The 21,928-nt window shown below is 41.3% G+C and carries 18 protein-coding genes and 1 other annotated feature (1 of these 19 only partly in view); of the genes, 3 read left to right on the top strand and 15 right to left on the bottom strand.

Annotated elements, in window-relative coordinates; all coding sequences use genetic code 11:
* Positions 1-6 precede the first annotated feature (6 nt).
* From pilO to ES017_RS04635, 11 genes are all read right to left on the bottom strand, one after another.
* The gene (pilO, locus tag ES017_RS04685; protein ID WP_042534147.1) at positions 7-633 is read right to left on the bottom strand and encodes a type 4a pilus biogenesis protein PilO; all 627 of its coding nucleotides are present in this window, start codon (positions 631-633) and stop codon (positions 7-9) included.
* Positions 630-1,211, bottom strand: a complete 582-nt coding sequence (locus tag ES017_RS04680; protein WP_042534145.1) for a PilN domain-containing protein — start codon at positions 1,209-1,211, stop codon at positions 630-632. The genes pilO and ES017_RS04680 overlap by 4 nt, the downstream gene beginning before the upstream one ends.
* Positions 1,195-2,163: a type IV pilus biogenesis protein PilM gene (gene pilM, locus ES017_RS04675; protein WP_042534143.1), complete on the bottom strand. Its 969-nt coding sequence runs from the start codon at positions 2,161-2,163 to the stop codon at positions 1,195-1,197. Before pilM ends, ES017_RS04680 begins: the two co-directional genes overlap by 17 nt.
* A gap of 12 nt (positions 2,164-2,175) precedes the next feature.
* A complete protein-coding gene (locus ES017_RS04670) occupies positions 2,176-2,922 on the bottom strand; it encodes a prepilin peptidase (protein WP_171334844.1) in 747 nt (248 codons plus the stop codon).
* Position 2,923: 1 nt separating this feature from the next.
* A complete protein-coding gene (locus tag ES017_RS04665) occupies positions 2,924-3,373 on the bottom strand; it encodes a prepilin-type N-terminal cleavage/methylation domain-containing protein (protein WP_042894646.1) in 450 nt (149 codons plus the stop codon).
* A gap of 75 nt (positions 3,374-3,448) precedes the next feature.
* Positions 3,449-4,660 (bottom strand): type II secretion system F family protein, encoded by a 1,212-nt coding sequence (locus ES017_RS04660; RefSeq protein ID WP_171334823.1) that lies wholly within the window; start codon positions 4,658-4,660, stop codon positions 3,449-3,451.
* Between the two features lie 5 nt (positions 4,661-4,665).
* A complete protein-coding gene (locus ES017_RS04655) occupies positions 4,666-5,700 on the bottom strand; it encodes a type IV pilus twitching motility protein PilT (protein ID WP_042894650.1) in 1,035 nt (344 codons plus the stop codon).
* Between the two features lie 10 nt (positions 5,701-5,710).
* Positions 5,711-7,372, bottom strand: coding sequence for a GspE/PulE family protein (locus ES017_RS04650; protein ID WP_021093867.1), 1,662 nt, complete (start codon positions 7,370-7,372; stop codon positions 5,711-5,713).
* Positions 7,369-8,625: a VanW family protein gene (locus ES017_RS04645; RefSeq protein ID WP_042534129.1), complete on the bottom strand. Its 1,257-nt coding sequence runs from the start codon at positions 8,623-8,625 to the stop codon at positions 7,369-7,371. The genes ES017_RS04650 and ES017_RS04645 overlap by 4 nt, the downstream gene beginning before the upstream one ends.
* A gap of 13 nt (positions 8,626-8,638) precedes the next feature.
* Complete coding sequence (locus ES017_RS04640) at positions 8,639-9,385, bottom strand: PRC-barrel domain-containing protein (RefSeq protein ID WP_075038995.1); 747 nt, start codon at positions 9,383-9,385, stop codon at positions 8,639-8,641.
* Positions 9,382-10,578, bottom strand: coding sequence for a hypothetical protein (locus tag ES017_RS04635; RefSeq protein ID WP_075038996.1), 1,197 nt, complete (start codon positions 10,576-10,578; stop codon positions 9,382-9,384). Before ES017_RS04635 ends, ES017_RS04640 begins: the two co-directional genes overlap by 4 nt.
* A gap of 87 nt (positions 10,579-10,665) precedes the next feature.
* Between ES017_RS04635 and ES017_RS04630 the strand changes: the two genes are divergently transcribed.
* The 3 genes from ES017_RS04630 to ES017_RS04620 are packed head-to-tail and all read left to right on the top strand — an operon-like array spanning position 10,666 to position 13,454.
* A complete protein-coding gene (locus ES017_RS04630; protein WP_042534125.1) occupies positions 10,666-11,250 on the top strand; it encodes a type IV pilus modification PilV family protein in 585 nt (194 codons plus the stop codon).
* Positions 11,234-11,803 carry a PulJ/GspJ family protein gene (locus ES017_RS04625; protein WP_075038997.1) on the top strand — a complete coding sequence of 190 codons (570 nt, stop codon included), beginning with the start codon at positions 11,234-11,236 and terminating at the stop codon, positions 11,801-11,803. Before ES017_RS04630 ends, ES017_RS04625 begins: the two co-directional genes overlap by 17 nt.
* A 13-nt stretch (positions 11,804-11,816) precedes the next feature.
* On the top strand, positions 11,817-13,454 hold the full coding sequence (locus ES017_RS04620) for a hypothetical protein (RefSeq protein WP_075038998.1): 1,638 nt from the start codon (positions 11,817-11,819) through the stop codon (positions 13,452-13,454).
* Between the two features lie 9 nt (positions 13,455-13,463).
* On the opposite strand, the gene ES017_RS04615 is transcribed toward ES017_RS04620, so the two are convergent.
* The 4 genes from ES017_RS04615 to ES017_RS04600 form a co-directional block, all read right to left on the bottom strand.
* On the bottom strand, positions 13,464-14,312 hold the full coding sequence (locus tag ES017_RS04615) for an ankyrin repeat domain-containing protein (RefSeq protein ID WP_075038999.1): 849 nt from the start codon (positions 14,310-14,312) through the stop codon (positions 13,464-13,466).
* 18 nt (positions 14,313-14,330) lie between these two features.
* Positions 14,331-17,753: a DUF5057 domain-containing protein gene (locus ES017_RS04610; RefSeq protein ID WP_171334822.1), complete on the bottom strand. Its 3,423-nt coding sequence runs from the start codon at positions 17,751-17,753 to the stop codon at positions 14,331-14,333.
* 58 nt (positions 17,754-17,811) lie between these two features.
* Positions 17,812-19,116: a bifunctional folylpolyglutamate synthase/dihydrofolate synthase gene (locus tag ES017_RS04605; RefSeq protein WP_042534118.1), complete on the bottom strand. Its 1,305-nt coding sequence runs from the start codon at positions 19,114-19,116 to the stop codon at positions 17,812-17,814.
* 62 nt (positions 19,117-19,178) lie between these two features.
* A complete protein-coding gene (locus ES017_RS04600; protein WP_042534116.1) occupies positions 19,179-21,803 on the bottom strand; it encodes a valine--tRNA ligase in 2,625 nt (874 codons plus the stop codon).
* A gap of 42 nt (positions 21,804-21,845) precedes the next feature.
* Positions 21,846-21,928, bottom strand: a binding site (T-box leader); it runs 140 nt beyond the window's last position.

The following is a 21,928-nucleotide window of genomic DNA, read 5'->3' as shown; positions in this document are numbered from 1 at the left end:
ACTCCTTTATTGCTCCGTTAATGAAGGAAACGGATTGCGCTTTTCGCTCGGTTGCGGTAAATCAAGCGGTGGCAGTTGCTCAATCCATTGGCGTAACTCTGGTGCATAAAACGTTGAAACAGTAAGAGAATAAGACAGCTCCGGTACTTCATCCATCACCGTCGTCCATTCTTCATATCCTGTAAACGATAGCGAATCGACTGAAACGATGCGCTTCGATCGCTCCAACACATCAATAAATTGTTCGAGCGCAAAATAAGAAGGAGAACGAACAGATATATTGACCGTTAATTTTTGAATCGGAGTGGGAGGTCCTTCGACGTTTTCCCCTTCTTGAAATGTAAGCGACAATACCATACTATTGGATAAAACTTCCGCTTTTTCAATATCTAATAAAAATTGCTCGACAAACGGTTGAACAGGAACGCGTTTTTGTAACTCGACAAGACTAACACGCAAATCGTCCGACGGTTGTTTGCTTTGCAACGTTTGCAGCAACTTTTTTTCCGTCTGCAATTCTGTTTCCAGTTGTTCTTTTCGGTCATCGAGCGGTTTGTACACATATATATATAGCGCAAATGATAGTAGCGTAAGCAACAAGAGAGAGACCGTCACGATAAGTCCTTTTCTCATTTTTCCCCTCCTTGTTGCTGTTTTTTCCATTCCTCCATATTCAGTTGAACAGTAAACTGTCCGATATACCGCGGCATTGCTCCTTCTTCTTCCGCCTTTCCTTCTGATGCAGTTAAACTCGTCAGTTTTACGTCAGCGATAAACGAGGCATCTTTTAACGCTTGTAAATATGCAGCACTTTCACGCGTTGTATCAAATTGAGCAGTCAATTGAATGGCACCATCTCGCGCATAAGAAACGTTCATTAAAAACCCGCGCTCTGGCAAACGTTCAATCAATTCATGTAAAAGCGCGACCGTATGAATCGGATATTGCTCCGCCCATTGAATCGCTTCTTGCAACTGGACTCCGACAGATGTGTTCGCAGCTGTTTTTTGTTTTTCTTCTTCTGCGATTCGTAACGCTTTCGTTTGATCGAGCTCCGTTTTTAATTGCGCGATTTGTTGTTCCATGCGCTGTACAATGACATAAAACGTTGCCGCGCCAACGATCAATAAAACAGCAAACACAATGGATAAAAGTGGAATAAGTCGGGATTTTTGTTCACGTTTTGGCAGTAAGTTAATTTCTACGAGCATATGCATTACCCTCTTTTAGTCCGAGTCCAATTGGTAAATAATAAGCAGGGTCGACCGAAAGCGGCAGCGTCAACGTTTCAACCGCGACATCAAGACGCTCTTGTAACAAAAGGGAAAATGTATGAACGAGCGGATGGTCCCCAGTAATGACGATGCGGGTAATTTGCGCCTTGCCTTGTTGTAATGAAAAACGGTAAAAGTTCATGACGCGCTCGAGTTCTTTATATACGTCCTCTAGCTGACGTTCAGGTTGACCTTCTTTTAACCACATCCATCCTTCATTCGTCTTTTCCCAAAACGTCCATTGGGCATCAAACGCTAACTGACGCGTGAATATTGGACGATGTTGATAAAATACGCTGACGTTTAACGACGATAAATCAAATTGAACGAATAAAAAGTGATCGACATCGTTCGCTAAATCAAATGTGTAAAATAAGCGATATAAGCTAAGCGGAGAAATATCTGCCACAATCGGTTTTAATTTGACTGCTTCAAATAGCTGTGCATATTGCATTACGTTCGCTTCCGGTGCGGCAAACAATAAAACATGAAGCGCTTCTTTCGTTTTTTCAAGCATGGCGTAGTCAAATACGGCATCTTCAAACGGAAGCGGGATCGTTGAACCAATTTCCATAAATAAATAACTACGTATATCTTCTACATCGATTTCTTTCGGTAACGCAACTTTCCGAATAACGATGAGTGGATCAGGAACAAGAAATCGTACGCGGCGACGTTTCATTTTCCACATGTCGACACATTGCTCCATAATATGAGCGAGCTGTTCTTCATCGACAATTTTCCCGTCCCGCACAATTCCTTCTGGAAGCGGCCATTCCTCGCATGTATGCAAAACGAGCGGTTGCTGTTGTTTTAACTCTACATAGCGAATGACGTGATCTTTTATAACAATGTTGCCCACTTTATGTTTCATCGAAAAAAGCCGCATAGTTCGTTCTCCTTACATCATAACCTTTACGTACACGTGGATGATCGTTTCCCCGAAAAAATAAGCGATTAACGTCCCAACGACGATCGCTGGTCCAAACGGCATCGGTTCGCCTCGTTTCACACGCCCGAGCGCCATGCCAATCAGTCCGAATATCGTCCCGACGAGCGTCGATAAAAAGAACGCTAAAACGGTAAGCTTTGCGCCAAGCGCCAAACCAATTAACGCAAATAACTTAATATCTCCACCGCCCATGCCACCTTTACTCACAACCGCTATGACAAACAATATCATAAACCCAACAACACTACCGAGCAAACTATCCCACCAAGGAGTAAGCGGGGCAATCCATAAACGTTCAACAAGAAGGAGTGGAGTGAAAAATAATAAAACACGGTTTGGGATAACCATATAATGCACATCAGAAACAAAAATAATAACGAATAAAGAAATGAGCGTCCAACTAACGGCTACTTCCGCTGACCAACCGACAAAAAGCGGGGCAAGCGTAAACAATATAGCCGTGGACAGCTCAATTAACGGATAAACAAAGGAAATGCGCGCCGAACACGCGCGACATTTCCCTTTTTGCAACAAATACGAAACAACTGGAATTAACTCTAACGCCGTCAACGTTCGCTTACAATGTGGACAATGCGAACGCGGCGCAACAATCGACTCCCCCTTCGGCACCCTTAACCCAACAACATTATAAAATGAGCCGAGAAGAAGACCGAGGAGGAAAGAAATAGATAATATACTATTCAAGTTTAACGTCACTTCTCTTTAATTCATCTACATTTTTCTTTGCAATATACTTATGCTCAGGATTTCCTTTATCAACTAATTCAACTTCATAGCTGAAATTCCCTGTTGTTTGACTTTTCGTAACAAAAACTTGGCATTTCTCTGGATCGTAATCTAATTTGTCTCCAGGTGACTTCGGTGTCTTTTCTAAATACCCACCATCAACCAACTCTTTCATCGTGAATGATGTTTTAGCTGCATTTGCAGCATCAGCCGTAACAGCTATTCTTGCTGCGTTAACAAGCTGTTTAGCATTGGCAATATGAGCATCTTTTTTAGAATTGTCAATGATTGCTCCAATACTCGGAATCGCGATCGCAGCAATAATCCCTAAAATAACGATGACTGCTAACAACTCAATTAACGTTAAACCTTTTTCGTTACGAATGAATCGTTTTAACATAATTCCTCTCCTTTGCAATTTTCTGTTTTCTCTCATCATTTTACACGATAACAGTCTAGTTGAAAAGTACTAGTTTTATTGTTGAATATGATTAAATATATCAAACATCGGCACTAAAATGGATGTGACGATCGTCCCAACAACGCTTGCAAGCAATACGATCATAAGCGGCTCAATTAACGATTTTAAACGATCGGTCGCTGCTTCGACTTCCGCTTCGTAAAAGTCAGCGACTTTGGCAAGCATCGCATCAAGTGAACCGGTTTGCTCTCCGATCGCAATCATTTGTGTAACAAGTGGCGGAAATGCCCAATGTCGCTTCATTGGCTCTGTTAACGATTCCCCGCGTTCAAGCGCATCACGCGATGTACGAATGACGCGGGCGACGACTTCGTTTTCAACAACCGTTTCAACGATCGCGAGCGCTTGTAAAATCGGAACAGCGCTTGAAAAAAGGGAACTTAATGTGCGCGTCATGCGCGCAAGCACCGCTTTTTGCATCATTCCACCGAAAATTGGCATGCGAAGCATGAGAACATCTAAGTAATATTTTGTTGCTTTTTGTCTTCTTAACACGATCAATAAAATATATAAAGCGATAAACAGCAAAATAACGCCCCACCAATACGTTTGCATCACTTCGCTTGCACGTAAAACAAACTTCGTAATGGTCGGCAACTCTGCACCAAAATCAGCAAACATCGAAACGAATGTCGGAACGACGCTCACGAGCAAAAAGATGACAACGATGACAGCAATAATTCCAACAACGATCGGATATGCTAAAGCAGAAACAATTTTTTGTCTTGTGCGATGCACTTTTTCAAAATGATCGGCAAGCCTTTCGAGCGTTTCATCGATACTTCCGCTCGCTTCTCCCGCACGAATCATATTGACGACGAGCGAAGGAAAAATGTTCGGATGATCGGTCATCACGACAGATAACGGTTGACCGCTTCTTAATTGCTCTTCAATGCGCACGAGCGCTTTTTTTAACGCTTTACTTTCTGTTTGTTCCGCTAAAATGCGAGTGGCGTCAACGATCGTCACCCCCGCTTTTAACAACGTGGCAAATTGGCGTAAATAAATGACGAAATGCTGCAGCTTCACAGGATTTCCAAACGTAATTTCTTTTGTTAATAACGTCTGCGGTACTTCGCGTACGTCAATGACTTTTAATCGTTGCTCCCGCAATTTCATCATGACATCTCGACGCGAAGAAGCAACGATCGTACCTTTTTTCACTCGCCCATGCACATCGCGTGCTTCATAGCGAAATTGCGCCATCTATCTCATCCTTCCTGCAAATACGGCTCCACCGATTCTTTTGCAATGAACCCTTGCTGCACAAGCTCTTTAATGTTCGCTTCAAGCGTATGCATGCCGAGCGCGCGGCTCGTTTGCATAATGCTCGGAATTTGATGAATTTTTCCGTTACGAATTAAATTCGCAATCGCTGCATTGTTAATTAATATTTCTGTCGCTGCGATGCGCCCGTTTTGTTGAGCGCGTGGAAATAATCGTTGCGAAATAATTGCAACTAAAACGGTTGCCAATTGAATGCGAATTTGTGTTTGTTGTTCAGGTTGAAACACATCAATGATGCGATCAATTGTCGCCGGTGCGCTGGACGTATGCAGCGTCCCGAATACGAGATGCCCTGTTTCTGCGGCGGTAATAGCTGTTTGAATCGTTTCTAAATCGCGCATCTCTCCAACTAAAATGACATCCGGGTCTTGACGCAGCGCTGCCCGAAGTCCGTTTGCGAAGTTGTTTGTATCCGTCCCGACTTCACGCTGGTCAATAATGCATCCTCCATGCTTATGCACGTATTCAATCGGATCTTCAAGCGTAATAATATGTTTGCGCATCGTTTTATTCATATAATCGATCATTGCGGCTAACGTCGTCGATTTTCCGCTTCCTGTCGGTCCGGTAACGAGAATAAGACCTTGTGGTTTTGTCACTAACTTTTTCAATACATCTGGCAATTGCAATTCTTCGAGCGTCGGAATTTTTGTCGGTATGGTACGAATGGCGAGCGATATGCATCCACGCTGTTTAAACACATTTACACGAAAACGAGAAACACCTGATAGGCTATATGACAAATCTAACTCGCCGTCTTTTTCAAAACGCGGCCACATATGCTCCGGAACAATCGCTTTTGCCATTTGTTCCGTATCGATTGGCGATAACACCTCTTGACCGTATCGTTTTAAATCTCCGTTCACGCGAAAAATCGGAGGAACGCCGACCGTCAAATGAATATCTGATGCTTTAAGCTCAAATGCGGCACGTAACATCGCATCTACTTTTTGTTTCATCTTCATCACCTTATCCAATGCTTACACGCAACACTTCTTCTGTTGTCGTAAGCCCTTGTTTCACTTTTAATAGTCCGTCATCAATTAAAAAAATCATTTTATTTTTTATTGCGATTTCACGCAGCTTTGAAAGCGATTCGCCATTTAAAATGACTTTTCTCATTTCATCAGACATGACCATTAATTCATGTAGCGCAATACGTCCTTTATATCCTGTCATATTGCACGTCGGACAGCCCCGCCCCCGCATCACTTTTTCAATTTTTAAACCACGACGCGCAAAAATGTCGATTTCTCGCTTCGTCGGTTCGTGCTCTTCTTGACAATCGCGACAAACGCGACGCACGAGACGTTGAGAAACAACCCCTGAAAGTGATGTGGCAACTAAAAACGGCTCGACTCCCATATCAATTAAACGAGCAACAGTGCTTAATGCATCGTTCGTATGCAACGTACTTAACACGAGATGTCCTGTTAAAGAAGCACGAATCGCCACTTCCGCTGTTTCGCGATCACGAATTTCTCCAACCATAATAATGTTCGGGTCTTGACGCAAAATCGAGCGCAATCCTTCGGCAAATGTCATCCCGACATTTGGATTTACTTGAATTTGGTTTACTCCTTCAAGCTGATATTCGACAGGGTCTTCAATTGTAATAATGTTCACATGTTCCCCATTTAATCGGTTTAATGCCGCATAAAGTGTCGACGATTTTCCTGAACCGGTCGGCCCCGTAATTAACACGATGCCCGTTGGTTGTTCGATCAGTTGAATAAACCGTTGTAAATTCAATTTATTAAATCCAAGTTTGTTTAAATCGTTTAACGCCGCTCCTAAGTCAAGCACGCGCATAACGATTTTTTCACCATAAATCGTCGGCAATGTCGATACACGCAAATCGACCGGGTGAAAATCGATATTCATTTTAATACGTCCATCTTGCGGAACGCGATGTTCTGTAATATCCATATTCGCTAAAATTTTAATACGCGCCGTTAACATTCCTTGCATATGCTTAGGCAACGCTCGTTCTGTACGCAAAATGCCGTCGATGCGATAACGAATGACGACCTTTGTTTCCTGGGGGTCAATATGAATATCGCTCGCCCGCTGTTCTACTGCCATTTGTAAAATTTGATTGACGAGTCGAACAATCGGCGAGTCATCTTCAACAAGTTTCTCTTGTTCGCGCACTTCTTGCGCAGGAGCAATGTTTAAAAATTCTTCCACCGAATCATCAATATCGTAATATTTATTAATTGCCCGTAAAATATCATCTTTTGATGCAATAGCTACTTCAATATGAAAGCCCGTCGATAAACGCAAATCATCAATCGCAAAAAAGTCCATTGGATCTGCCATTGCAACAAATAGACGATCCCCTTCTTGTTTTAAAGGAATGAGCATGTTTCGTTTCGCAAATTCTTTCGGTACGAGATTCGTTAATTTCGGATCAATTGGATAACGATATAAGCTGACGTGTGGGATGCCAAGTTGAAACTCTAATACTTCAATTAACTGTTGCTCCGTAATGTATCCTCGCTGCAACAACGCATCCCCTAATTTTTGACCAGGTGCTTTTTCTTTTAACGTTTCTTCGAGTTGTTCTTTCGTAATTAATCCCGCTTCAATAAGCAAATCGCCTAATCGTTTTCGCTCATGCTTTTTCATGAGGTCTCATCCTCATTTCCTTTTATTTGCTCGTTTTCATTTCCCCATATATCATCTTGTTGTGGTAACTGTGTTGAAGGTGATTCATTTGGAGTTGGTGTCTCACTTGGTGTCCCACTTGTTCCGTTATTTACTCCCGATTGCAACCCACGCAATTCGACACGATGAACAGGTGGATAAAAATCTTCCGAAACGGGTATCGTCTCAATTAATGTTCGGTTTCGATCGTACACTTCTTTATACAAGCGAATGAGCATTCCTTTTTTTCCTTCTTCCTTGATCCGCTTTTCGTTCGGCTTCAACAATGCGCTATATTGCACAATCGTTTTTGGATCGTAATATTCAATTGGATCCGTCTTTAATACATATTGATACATAAACGGTATTCCTGTAAGAGAAAGTTTCATTTGACTGCCTTCCGTTCTCATTTCAACCGTGTACGACTGATCGTTTGGATTAAAAAACATAAAGTCTTTTTTATTTTGTTCAACAGCTGCTTCAAACCCTGCCTTAATTCCATTTGGTAATATAGGGCTCGTATGCCGTTCAACAATTTCAAAATTTGTCGGTACAACCGCCTCATACAATCCAGATGCAAATAACGTCATCGCTTCTTTTGATAAGCTTATTCCTTGCTTTTTGAAAAAGTCCAAAACAGAAAACACTTGTTTTGGCTCAATGACAACGGTTGTTTGCGTTATCGCATGAAGTTCTTGATGGAACGGGATAGTTGCTTGCGATAATATCGTTTCCTTTTGCATTTCTTCTCGAACGTATTGACTAAGAGATAGTTGGGCAGATGTGAGCGAAGCTGCAGCTTGTTCTACTTGTGCTCTTACTTTTTCAACATCGATCCAATCACTTAATGCACCAAGCGAAGAAATCACATCTTGCAAAGCTTGTCCGTCAATGGAAACGAGGAGAGGGGTAGTTTTTCCGCTCTCCGCTTGTTTCATGCTCTCCTCAATATGAAATGTAAAATGATTAGTTTGTACCGTTACTTCTTTTCCTTCTAGCATGAGCGTAATCGTCGCTGATTGTTTCCACTCATTTACTTTTTGATTGATTTGTTCATACGCTTCTTCGTATGAACGATTTGATATATCGACTGGTCCGATCATCGTTCCTTCAGCAAATGTATCGCCACTAACGAACGACTCGTACGCCCATGTCGCCACTTTCGTACTTGCAAGTAAATATGAAACGGTAAGAAGTAACGTAAAAAACAACTTAAGCGAAGCGATTTGGCGCACGGCATACGCCTCCTTACTCGACATTCATCGACAGTTCAATAACAACGTCTGGTCCTTCTTCTTGGGCACGAATAATATGTTCTTTCGTTAAAATTGTATCTTTCGAGATGAATATTTGACCGTTTGCATCCACAATATCTTTTAACACTCGTTTTCCTGTTAACATATCAATTTGTTTTCGACGCAACTCATCAAGTTCAGTTTCAACTGTTTTTGGAGCAATTTGTTCAATAAGGGGCTCTACTTGCGTCCCTTTTAGTGACAACAATTCACTCACATCCGAAGCAGCTGTTTGCTGTGCATCTTCATGAACAATTAATAATTCTTTTCCATACGTAATGACGTGATCAGCACGAACGATGCGAGATTCATTTCCAATTTGCACTTCAATCCCGGTAATTTGTCCTGTTTCTTCGTCAATATAAAACTCCGTTGCTTCGCCAAGCAATTGTCCTTTTCTTGTCATTACTTTCGCTTGTTTAATCGCAATTTTTTTATTGACGAGCTCATTCGCGATCGGAATGACGTTTAAATCGAGCACAGCTCGTTCTTCTTCAACCGTTACCGCAAATTCACCAATTCCGATGACGTTTCGAAACGGAATCGCTTTCATACTAATTTCCCAATTTTCTTGATCAACAATTAAAAAATCGACTGTTCCTTTTTCTGGGTTTAAGACAAGTGACTTCACTTGTCCGAGTTGAACTCCGTTTTGAATGCTAATGACTGGAAGACCAATAACTTGTGTGCTACTTTTCATTTTTTCCACCCCATTTTTTGTTCAGCGTAATGTATCATATGTGTTAATTGTTGTTGAATCATTGGATAAGACCCATATTGAGCATACAATTGTTTTGCAAAAAGATGCAGCTTTTCATATTGTTTTGAAGCTACATAATGCTCCATTAATACATTTGCAAATGTATAATAATCTTGTTCGTGTAAGCGAGGGTGCAAATGTTTATGAATAAGCTGTTCATATTCCGCATCCGACAACGCTGGACGCATCGCGTATAAAGAAGCAAGTAAATTTTTTAGCAAAGGTTTTGGAAGTATACGTAAAGGTTCATTTGTGTTTTCTCCCGCTGTTGTTTCCATCTCGTCATATGCGCTCTGAAACGGTTGTTCTTCATAAACAACCGCTTCTTCAATCATCGGAATGTTTGTCCCTTCGTCTTGCTCGTGTAAAGCACGATCGATACTCGGAATGATATCCATTTCTTGCTCGCTCACTGTATGTACGACAAGACTTTGTAACGTCGTTTCGCTTTCATGTCGCTCGTTAGCCATTTGTTCGATCGGTTGTTCTACGATAGCGAGCGTTTCTATATCAAGCCCTTCTTTTATTTCACTCTCAAATGCTTCATCGCGTGACGTTTCATTACTTGTTTCGCTAAGCAAATCATCCCACCGTTGTTGCATGATAAACGCTTCGTCTACATCTATGTCATCGTTGTGTAACGGTTCAATGACATCGTCCATATCCGCGATCGGTTCAATCGTATCATTATATTCATCTTTTAACGGCTCGAGCGAAACGGGTTGCTCGACTTCCTGCCAATCACCCTCACTCCATTCGACATCGGTGTCATCTACTTGTTGCAACTCATTTTTCGGATTTTCTTCCACCGCTTCTTTCCTAACAAGCGGCTGTTCATCCTTTCGCTCATCTTCTCCGTCATCTTCGACAATAAAATCGTGCTCATAAATGCGTGCATAAAATAAATGACCGAGCTTTTGTTCAAGTAAATATGTACTTGCGATCACTAAAAGAAAAAGAAACAATGTAGCTTGCCATAATGGAAATTGTTCGATCGCAATGATGCCAAAAGCGCTTAATAAACAAGCGACCGTTAATACAAGAGCAATCCCTTTTTTTGTCCACCCAAAAGGCAACCGAATATAGATGGGGATTAATATGAGAAAAAAGATCGCAAAAAATAAGTACGCCAAGTCGCTCCCCCCATTCAAAATGATACAACACCTAACTCTAACATATTGTATAATAAAGTTATGTATTTTAAAAGAAGGAGAAGGAAAATGTGTCAAAAGAAAATGAATATTTTTGAACGTGGGTTTACTTTAATTGAAGTGCTCCTATCGATCGTCATTTTGTCGTTTGTTGTCAGTGGCATGTTTATGTTTTTTACAAATGCGATGACATATACGACATATAATCAATCAAAAACGGTTGCTATAAATATCGCACGCGGTGTGATTCATTATATGGAACGGCTTGATTTTCAAACAATAGCCAAATATACAACCGATCATATCACACAACAAACACCTTTTGTTCGTTTTGATGCTTCATCGTGTTCAAATTCGTCTTTATTCCCTAACGAAAATGTATGTAAAGCTGTTTTTTCACCGACGATTAACAATGTCGCATACGATGAAGAAGACGTACAAGCTTGGCTCATTCCATACGATCAAACGATATGGTCGCAAATAAAAACAAATCCACCAACTGAATTTCCTGACCCTTTAAAACAAGTGATTCAACAAGAAAAAGAAATGGCTGAAGACGTAAGCAATTATTTACTTCGTTTATATGTCACCGTTCGTTCAAACAACGAAGTAGTCGTATTAAAAGGAGTGATCGCCAATGAACGTATTCGCTAATGAACGAGGATTGACGCTGATCGAACTGCTTGTTGGGCTAGCGATCACATCGATCATTGCCGCTTCTGCATACGGCGTATTTACAGCAGGAACGAAGGCGTATAAACGCATCGGCATTGAAAATCAACTACGAAGCGAAGCGGACATATTAATGACTACAATTTTTAACGAGCTTTATACGCTGGCGCCGGACGGTTTAAAAAAAGATGAGTCAAATAACTACACACTTACATTTGTCAATCAAGTAAAAAAAGAAATTGATACAAATACAGGGCTCGTAGAAGAAAAGGAAAAAGGAAATGAGACGCTACAAATCATGATCGACACGTCAACCGGAACGTTACAAATGAACGGCAAACAAATCACGACACCTAACTTACGAATTATTCCTGAACAATCTACATTCACTTATACGTGCATTCGAGAACAACAAAACGTATGTAAAAGCGGCATCATTTCGATTCGTTTATCTGTTCAAGACAACGATCATCGAAATCCGGATGATCCATTATATATTGAACCGTTTACGTTACAATCACAATTCGGTTTTTAAAGGGGGGATGGATGTGAACGAAAAAGGATACAGTCTTGTGCTCGTGATGCTAACCGTCACTGTCTTTTTTATTATCGGGCTTACGATTTTATCTGTTAGCATATATCAAGCAAAATTTACACAAGTGCGTATAGAAGATGTCACATCGCTTCACGATGCCGTCAAAAACGTAGAAGAAACGATCGCTGAACTGAAAGTAAAAGTCGAACAGTTAACGTTATCAACCCCTGCGCAGCTTGATCTTGATTTAGGCAATGCACAAGCAGGTTTTTTGAACGAGCTCATGAACCGCCATGGCGTCACGATCGAAGATATAACGGATGCGAAAGGAATTGTGCGCAATCAATTATTTACGCGCGTCTTTCGCATATATGCCCCTTACGGAAAAAAAGTCGTTACACGCGAAGTAATTATTACGAATGCGCCAAGCTTTTTAAAATATGCCCTTGGCTCGCGTGAAAATGTCACATTAAATGGCGGGGCATATATTGATGGCAATATATATGCAGGGAAAAATATATACATCACAAACGTCGCTAACTATATTTACAACTCAACGCTTTATTCTGTGCAAACATCATTCCCGACGACAAGCGAAAAAAGTATATTGTTCGTTGAAGGAAATCGCTATGCATGCGATCACGGAAACGGAGCAAAAAGTTGTTACACGATATCAAACGAATTTACAAAAAACATGAACGATTTTTCATCTAGCTCCCTGTCGTTTCAATATCAAGGACCGAGCGTCCAAAAAGAACAAGAGGAGTTTATTGATGTGAACTTTGATCTCACATTAAAAGATAAACTGCTTTCAGCAGCTGGTATTGATGCATTTGATCAAAGTAAACAAACGCAATATCAAAATCTCATTTCTTTACCATTATCAGAGCTTATAGAACAAGTAAAATCATCGTTTGTGACTGTTGTCGTTCATGACCTTATCGATTTATCAACCGCATTAGAAGAGGCAATTGCAAGCGGAAAATCTATTTTTCTTGATACGAGTACGATTCCTTATTTTGATATTTCTTCATTGACTTTAAATGATAACCAATGGTTAATTGTAAACGGTGACTTGACATTAGAAAACGCAGGAAGTTCTCCTTTACAAATTTCAGGAAACATCATTGTCCTCGGCAACTTAACGATTACAGGGCAAGTGGCGTTCGATTCTACTGTTTACGTCAACGGAAATACATCGATTTACAATACGACGATTAGCGGCTTAAACGGAAAAGAAGTCGTATTATTAACAAAAGGGGAGCTCGAAATCGCCCGCGTGAACGAATTTACGAACAATTTTTCACTCACCACACCAAATTTAAAAGGATTTTTCTACACAGATAGCAATGCTGTGATGTATGCTGTTGGTTCATATGTAAATATCGAGGGTGGGCTATTTGCGCGCGGGAATAGCTCAATCATTCCGTACGCAGATGAAAACGGGTTAATCATCAATACGTATCGCGGCGAAACGAGCGATAGTGGAACGAATCTTTCGTTTCAAGCGCCTATATCATCAGAAGAAGAACAAAAACAATATGCTCGCTTTGTTGTCAAACATAATAAAGATGTATTTATTAACCGCGGTCTCGGTTTACCGCTTGTCAAACAGCTTGCCGTCATCGTTGATGAACTGCGAGTACAATAGAAAAAGGAGCTACTTCGCTCCTTTTTCTTTTAGCTGTTTGATTATGTTTTCATGTTTCCAATATTGCGCAAGAGAAAGCGCTGTGTTACCCGTCTGATCTTTTATGTGTACATCGGCTCCGTAACGAAGTAAAAGCGTTACTAACTCATCATATCCGTATTCTGCTGCAACCATTAATGGCGTTTTTCCGATGTTCGTTTTTGCGTTGACATTTGCCTTTTTCCCTAATAAATATGTTGCTACGTCAATAAAATTTCGTTCAACAGCTTTATATAACGGCGTTTCACCGGCTTCATTGGCGATCTCCGTATTTGCTCCACGTTCATATAAAAAGCGGACAACATCCACATTCCCTGCCTGCACAGCAAGCAATAATGGCGTTTCACCTTGTTTATTTTTTGCATTGACATCAACATCGTATTGGCAAACGAGTTGAACGAGAGAAAGATTTCCACTCCCTGCAGCGATATGCAATGGGGTATTGTTTTCCTTATCTTTTTCACGCACCGTCTGTTCGTTCACCATTTGTTTCACAATTTCAATATTTTCTTCATCCCCTTGAGCCAAAGAAGAAGCAAGTGCAAAATGAAGGGGAGGAAGCGGCATGACAGCCGACTTTCCTCCAGCTTTCAATAGTTGTACCGCAATTTCACGCTGACCGTTCCGCATCGCCACATCAAGCGGTGTCTCATTGTTCATTTGAAAGTTAATGTTTTTTTCTTGTTTCATATAGTCGCGAACCGCTTCCACGTTTCCTTGCTCGATCGCTTTGATGAATTTTTGTTGCCTTTCTTCTTTTGACGGGAAGCATCCGCTTAATAAGCTGATGATGACAACTAGCATCATCACTTTTTTCATACGTGTTCACATCCTTCATTAGTACAGCCAGCCGTTTTTATTTCCGCCTTTCGTTGGATCTGTCGCTTGTTCAACAATGCGAATGACTGTTGATGCCGTCCACGTTTTTCCTGTTTCATCAACGAGTTTCACCGTCAGTGGTGTTTCACCGAGACGTTTCGCAGTGACTTCCCCGTTTTGATCGACAACGGCATAGTAACTATTTTCGACAGTAAATGAACGGCTTACAATTTTTGTCGTCGCATTAGCTGGAATCGGTGCAATGTATGGCAATACATTGATCGTTTTTCCTTTTTGGACAAGTAACGTCGATGGAAGGGAAATACCTGTCAACGGCGAACCAACGTGAACGATTGCTGTTCCGATCACACCGTTGTGTGCTTGCGCTGTCATTGTCACTTGTCCTGTGCTTAGTCCTGTGACGCGACCGTTTTCATCGACAGAAGCGATATTCGGATTGGAAGAGCGCCATTCAATTGTTTTATACGTCGCATTATTTGGCGCAACCGTTGCGGTGAGCGTAACCGTTTCACCAATGTTCATATTTACAATGGTTGGTGAGACGACAACGGCAGTTACCGGAATCGACTGAATTGTGACGGTCACCGTTTTTTCAATGAGTTCATCATTTCTATTGAACGCCTGAACAGTTAACGTCGTTACCCCTTCTTTTAATCCTGTAATCGTTCCGTTTGCCCCATTCACTTCAGCATACAAGCTATTTCCTAGTGAATAAGATACCGCTTTTTTCGCATCCACAGGTGATACGGTTATTGGAATCGGAATCGTTTCACCGACATAAACAGTAAAGTTTTGAATTGTTATCGAATCGACTGGAATGCGTACAATGACCGTCATTGTCGCTGTTTTGACGTTACCGAACATATCTTTTACTTTTGCTGTCACTTGTGCTGTTCCTTCTTGTATTGCGGTAATGACGCCGTTTTGGTCAATCGAAATGACTTGCCCATTACTATTTTCGCTCCATTCTACTGATGCAATTGTCGCTTCTTGCGGCAAGACGTTTAACAATAGCCGCGCATTTTTAGGCACACCACGGTTCACAAAAATTGTGCTTGGCAGCGTTGCATCTGTCACTTTGTAATCAGAAACGAAAGATACGGCATTAAACGATAAATTGACGACTTGCGTATTTATATCTTTGTATGTCAGTTTAGCTTGTGAGAGCGAAAACGTTCCTTTCGCCGTCGGTTTCACTTGAATCGTAAACGTTTGCGGTTCAGCAATATACGTTGTTCCTGACTTAACAAACGAAATATCAGGCAACGTTCCTTTAATTGTATAGCCTTCTGTCAACGTTCCTTGCTTTGTAAATCCGTTTGGCATTGAAACAACTTCGATGCCTGCTGGCAATTTTTCTTCAAACGCGACGTTCGTTACGTTTAACAACGTATTCGTTAATAAAGATAACGGTTTTGGTGTTAACGTATATTGCATCGCGATCGGTTCGTTAACAGGTGTGAGCGTTTTTGAAATCGTTCGACTAACTTCGATATTTGCCGATACTTTTTCAATGATCACTTGAAATTCTTTTGTTACTTTTGCTCCGCGCGCATCTGTTGCTTCAATTTTAATCGTCGCTGTCCCACCGTTTGGCATATTGTGCGGAATGGATTGAATGATCGTCGTGCCGTTTGGCACATTGTTTTGGGCATACACTTCTCGACCGTTTAACCATACTTTCGTGGAAAACGTTCGGTCAACTAAATCTAAATCTTCCACTTTATACGATAGCTCAATCGGCTGGTTGCTCGGAATTTTTTCGTTTTCTTTCGGTGTGATGACTGTCAACTGCGGTGCATGGTTCGAACCGAAAAACGCACGATACATCGTATTGACGAATAGTTTTTGTTCTTCTTCTGGAAAGGCTGACGTTGTTCCTACATGTCCCGTTCCCGAATATGTGACGTTTCCGTTTGAATACGTATAGTAGTGGTTCCAGCTATCATATACGTCTCGCGGAGACCCATCAATATTATACCACGGGATTACTGCTTCATTTTCTAAGTTAAGCGTATAATATTGGTTGTGCGTTGTGGCAATGGTAATGCTGTCACCTAATGTATATGGGTAATTTGTCATTAAACCACTATTCACTTGTTTTGTCTTTGTTGATGCATTCGGTGCACCGTTTCCTAAGTCCGTTTGTGGTTGAATTTGTTGAACGATTGGACCGAATTCATTGACCCATACGTTATTCGATCCGAACATGACATCGTGTGTAAACATAACGCTTTGACCGGATTGGATAAAGTTTTTAACGGACTGGACTGTATTTGGATTTAGCTGAATAATGGAGCCACATCCGTTATAACAATCGGCAAACCCGAAAATAATCATATCATATTTTCCATTAATGACTTCGTGTGAGTAATTCGGTTCGTACGTTTTGCTTCTCTGGAAATTCTCTAATGTTGTTACATCAATACTAATATTATATTCGTTCGTACGACTTAAAAAGCTCGGGTTCATATTTTTCGTATTCAATAACGAACTCGCATCGTTCCCTTTACGAATTTGTAATACTTTAATATTTGCGACAACATCTTGAAACTTCACAAACCCTTTTTCATAATCTTTTAATGCACTTGTTTCATCAACAATTTCTACTTTCCAATAACGCGGACCTGAATATCCTGCTGGAAGCGTGTATGAAATCGTTCCTGTTGCGCCTTGTACTTGTTTAGACGCGACAATTTCTTCACTTGTATATTTGTCGTTAAAATCAGAATCAATATATAAGTTTACAGTTAGCAATTTATTTTGAAATTGCGTATAATTGGTGATTTGGTATACGAACGACAATGTGTCCCCTTTTTTATACGTTTGTGTAGAAGATGGAGCATTTGCTAACACGAAATGAGGACGTTTCATACCATTTGTCGCAAAATAGTTTTTTATGTTCGTATTCGTTGTAAAGAAAATAACATTTTGCTTTGTCTTCCATGCATTTGATTGAGAGTAACTATACAGTTTACTTGTTGGATATTTTTTCACACTACTGTCATGAAGAAAAACAGGTAACCCTTTATCAATATAAAATGTTTTTATTTGCCCAGCTTTTAAATCTGTAATGTCATTTAAAATATTCGTTGTATTATGAGATGCACTTCTATTGCTATTACTTGTCATTCCAAGCTTCGTCGGATTATAATCTCCACTCGAAATAACGATCGCATCATATTTCCCGTCTAATTCGTCCCGCAAAGCGACAAAGCGCTTCATCGTCATCGTCGTCACGTTTATATTCGACGTACTTCCTAGTTCTTTTTTCAATGGTGACGAAGATAATTGATCGGCATGACTAACAATTTCGAGCACATTGTATGTGATATTATCAGTAGCTCGCACAGTGATGGCAGGAATAAACAATGGAACAAGCAAAAGAAGTGTTAAAAACACCGAAACAGCTCTTTTCACCTACCTCTCCCCCTTTCAAAAGTCCTATTTTTTATCTATTATACCAGTAATCTTGCCATTATTTATATTTATTTTTTATAAAATTTCGTACGTTTGAGATGAAATAAAGCGAACCTGTAATTAAAATGATGTCGTCTTTTCCCGCTTGTTTTCGTTTTTCTTTTAGCCATTGCTTCCAATCGTTCGTGCATTGAACGTTTGGATGTGTCGCTTGTTCCGCTAGTTGTTCAGCGGAAAGAGCGCGTGGAAAATCAAATGTTGTAAACGTCAGCGTATGTGCAATCGTTTCTAGTTTTCGAATCATCGCTGTGACTGGTTTATCCCCTAACGCTGTAAAAAGGACATGCACACGATGGTTCGGATAATGAGCGTTCATTGTCGCCACGAGGCTATCGATTCCTTCTTCGTTATGCGCCCCATCAATAATAATAAGTGGGCGATCGTTCATCTTTTCAAATCGTCCAAGCCACTCGGCTTTCCGAACGCCGTTATACATATGTTCTCGCTCAATCAAAAACGAATAATACGTGCGTAAATAATCAGCCGCCATTAGCGCAAGTGCTGCGTTTTTCACTTGATGCCCGCCAAACATCGCCGTCGTGACATCATGATATGTCGTAAACGGTGTTTGTAATGAAAAACGTTCCCCATCGCTCGTCGGTTCATGAGCGAAAACGGTAAAATCGCGACCGAGCGCATATACTTTCGAACGTACAGATACTGCTTTTTCCTCTACGACCCGTACAGCTTCAGGCTGGTCGATCGCAGTTACAACAGGGATCCCTGCTTTTATAATTCCCGCTTTTTCAAATGCGATTTGTTCAAGTGTATTCCCTAATATATGTATATGATCGTAACCGACATTTGTAATCACCGATAAGAGCGGATAAATGACGTTCGTCGAATCTAAGCGACCACCAAGTCCTACTTCAAAAATGACGACGTCTTGTACGTTCATTTTTCCAAAGTAATAAAGCGCCATAGCCGTAATGACTTCAAATTCAGTCGGACCACCTAATTCCGTCTGTTCTAATTCTTCTGCCAAAGGTTGAATGACTTGGACGAGTTTCATTAAATCAACGTCACAAATCGGTTGCCCATTGATGCTAATCCGTTCATTAAATTGTTCAACATAAGGCGATGTAAATGTTCCGACACGATACCCTGCTTCTTGTAATATATGACGTAAAAAACAAACGGTTGAACCTTTTCCATTCGTTCCACCAACATGAATTGCTTTTATGCGGCGTTGTGGATGACCGAGTTTTTCCATCATCCATTCCATTCGTTTCAATCCCGGCTTTACGCCGAATGATAAACGACTATGAATCCAATCGACTGCTTCTTTACATGTGCGAACCATCAAAAATCCCTCCTGTGCAAAATGAAAGACGAACCCAAAGTGGATTCGTCTTCATCATAAAACTATTGCTTTAATTGTGCAAGACGGGCGCGAACAGCTTCACGTTTTTCTATATAGTCGCGCTCTTTTTTCCGCTCCTCTTCGACGACGTGCGCTGGCGCTTTCGCTAAAAATCCTTCATTGCTTAATTTCTTTTGCACACGCTCGACTTCTTGATCGAGTTTTTGCAACTCTTTTTCAAGGCGTTTCACTTCTTCTTCAATATTAATTAATCCTTCAAGCGGCAAGCTTAGTTCCGCACCTGTCACAACAGCTGTCATCGCTTTTTCAACAGTTGGAATCGCTGTGCCAATCACAAGTTCACTCGGATTGCAGAAACGCTCAATATATGAGCGGTTTTTCTCAAGCGTTGTTGCAATGTGCTCATCTTTCGCTTTAATGTGTAACGTAATTGGCTTGCTTAATGGAGTATTTACTTCAGCGCGAATGTTACGCACCGCGCGAATAATATCAACAAGCAAACGCATTTGCTCAGCAGCTTCATGATTGCTTAGTTCAGGACGAACTTGCGGCCACGGAGCAACTGTAATCGACTCTCCTTTATGCGGAAGCTGTTGCCAAATTTCTTCCGTTACAAACGGCATAAACGGATGAAGGAGGCGCATCGTTTGATCAAGCACATAAGCAAGCACCGAGCGCGTCGTCTTTTTCGCTTGTTCATCTTCACCGTATAACGGTAACTTCGCCATCTCAATATACCAATCGCATAAATCATCCCAAATGAAGTTATATAACACGCGACCGACTTCGCCAAACTCGTATTTATCTGCAAGTTTTGTCACCGTTTCGATCGTTTCATTTAAGCGCGTTAAAATCCAATGATCTGCAACCGTTTTTTCACCGTTTAAGTCGATGTCATCATACGTGAATCCTTCCATGTTCATAAGCGCAAAACGAGACGCATTCCAAATTTTATTGACAAAGTTCCATGTCGCTTCAACTTTTTCTGTGCTAAAGCGCAAATCTTGACCCGGCGCGCTTCCTGTCGCTAAGAAATAGCGAAGCGAATCCGCACCGTACCGATCGATGACATCCATCGGATCGACGCCATTGCCAAGCGATTTACTCATTTTCCGTCCTTGCGCATCGCGCACTAATCCGTGAATAAGCACATCTTTAAATGGACGTTTTCCAGTAAACTCTAACGCTTGGAAAATCATGCGCGATACCCAGAAGAAAATAATGTCATAGCCTGTCACGAGCACATCTGTTGGGTAATAGCGATTGTAATCTGCCGATGTTTCATCTGGCCAACCCATCGTCGAAAACGGCCAAAGCGCAGAGCTGAACCATGTATCTAATACATCTGGATCTTGCTCCCAATTTTCGATATCTGCTGGTGGCTCATGATCTACATACACTTCGCCCGTTTCTTTATGGTACCATGCTGGAATGCGATGTCCCCACCAAAGCTGACGGGAAATGCACCAGTCACGAATACTTTCCATCCAATGTAAATACGTTTTTTCAAATCGTTCCGGAACGAAATTTACTTTTCCTTCTGTTTTTTGTAGTTCAATGGCAGCTTCAGCGAGCGGCTTCATTTTCACAAACCATTGCGTCGATAAATACGGTTCAACGACTGCACCGCTACGCTCACTATGACCGACTGCATGCATATGTTCTTCGATTTTAAATAGCACGCCTTGTTCTTGTAAATCTTTCACGATTTGTTTTCGGCATTCGAAACGATCAAGTCCCTTATATTGAAGGGCGTTGTCGTTCATTGTACCGTCTTCGTTCATCACAAGAATGCGCGGCAAGTTGTGACGGTTGCCGATTTCAAAGTCGTTTGGATCGTGTGCTGGCGTAATTTTGACCGCCCCTGAACCGAACGACATATCGACGTATTCATCGCCGACAATCGGAATTTCACGACCAACGATCGGTAAAATGACTGTTTTTCCAATAAGGTGTTTGTAACGCTCATCTTCTGGATGAACCGCAACTGCTGTATCGCCAAGCATCGTTTCCGGACGCGTCGTTGCCACTTCAATATAGCCAGAACCGTCCGCAAGCGGATAACGCATATGGTATAGCGCACCTTGCACATCTTTGTATACTACTTCAATGTCCGATAGCGCTGTTTTCGTCACCGGATCCCAGTTAATAATATATTCGCCGCGGTAAATGAGCCCTTTTTTATATAACGAAACGAATACTTCCCGCACTGCTTTTGATAACCCTTCATCAAGCGTGAAGCGCTCGCGCGTATAATCGAGCCCAAGACCGAGCTTCGCCCATTGAGAACGAATATGTCCCGCATATTCTTCTTTCCACTTCCATGTTTCTTCCACAAATCGTTCACGCCCTAAATCGTAGCGTGTTTTTCCTTCGTGACGAAGCTTTTCTTCTACTTTCGCTTGCGTCGCAATTCCCGCATGATCCATGCCCGGAAGCCATAAGACGTCGTACCCTTGCATGCGCTTCATCCGTGTAATAATGTCTTGTAACGTCGTATCCCACGCATGTCCTAAATGAAGCTTTCCTGTCACATTTGGCGGTGGAATGACGATCGTAAATGGCTTTTTCTTCTCATCGCTTGTTGCCTCAAAAAACTTTCCTTTTAACCACCATTCATAACGATTTGCCTCGACAGCACGGTGGTCATATTTTGGCGGTAACATAAAAAATCCCTCCTTCACTAAAATAAAAAACTCCCTTCATCCGAAAAGGACGAAAGGAGACTCTTTCGCGGTACCACCTTTTTTCTTAAGCGATGCTTAAGCACTCAAATCGATAACGGCGACGT

It is taken from the genome of Anoxybacillus sp. EFIL (assembly GCF_013096955.1).
Lineage (GTDB): Bacteria > Bacillota > Bacilli > Bacillales > Anoxybacillaceae > Anoxybacillus > Anoxybacillus ayderensis.
Note: the sequence above shows the minus strand (reverse complement) of the source record. Positions and strands in the feature narration are given on the sequence as shown.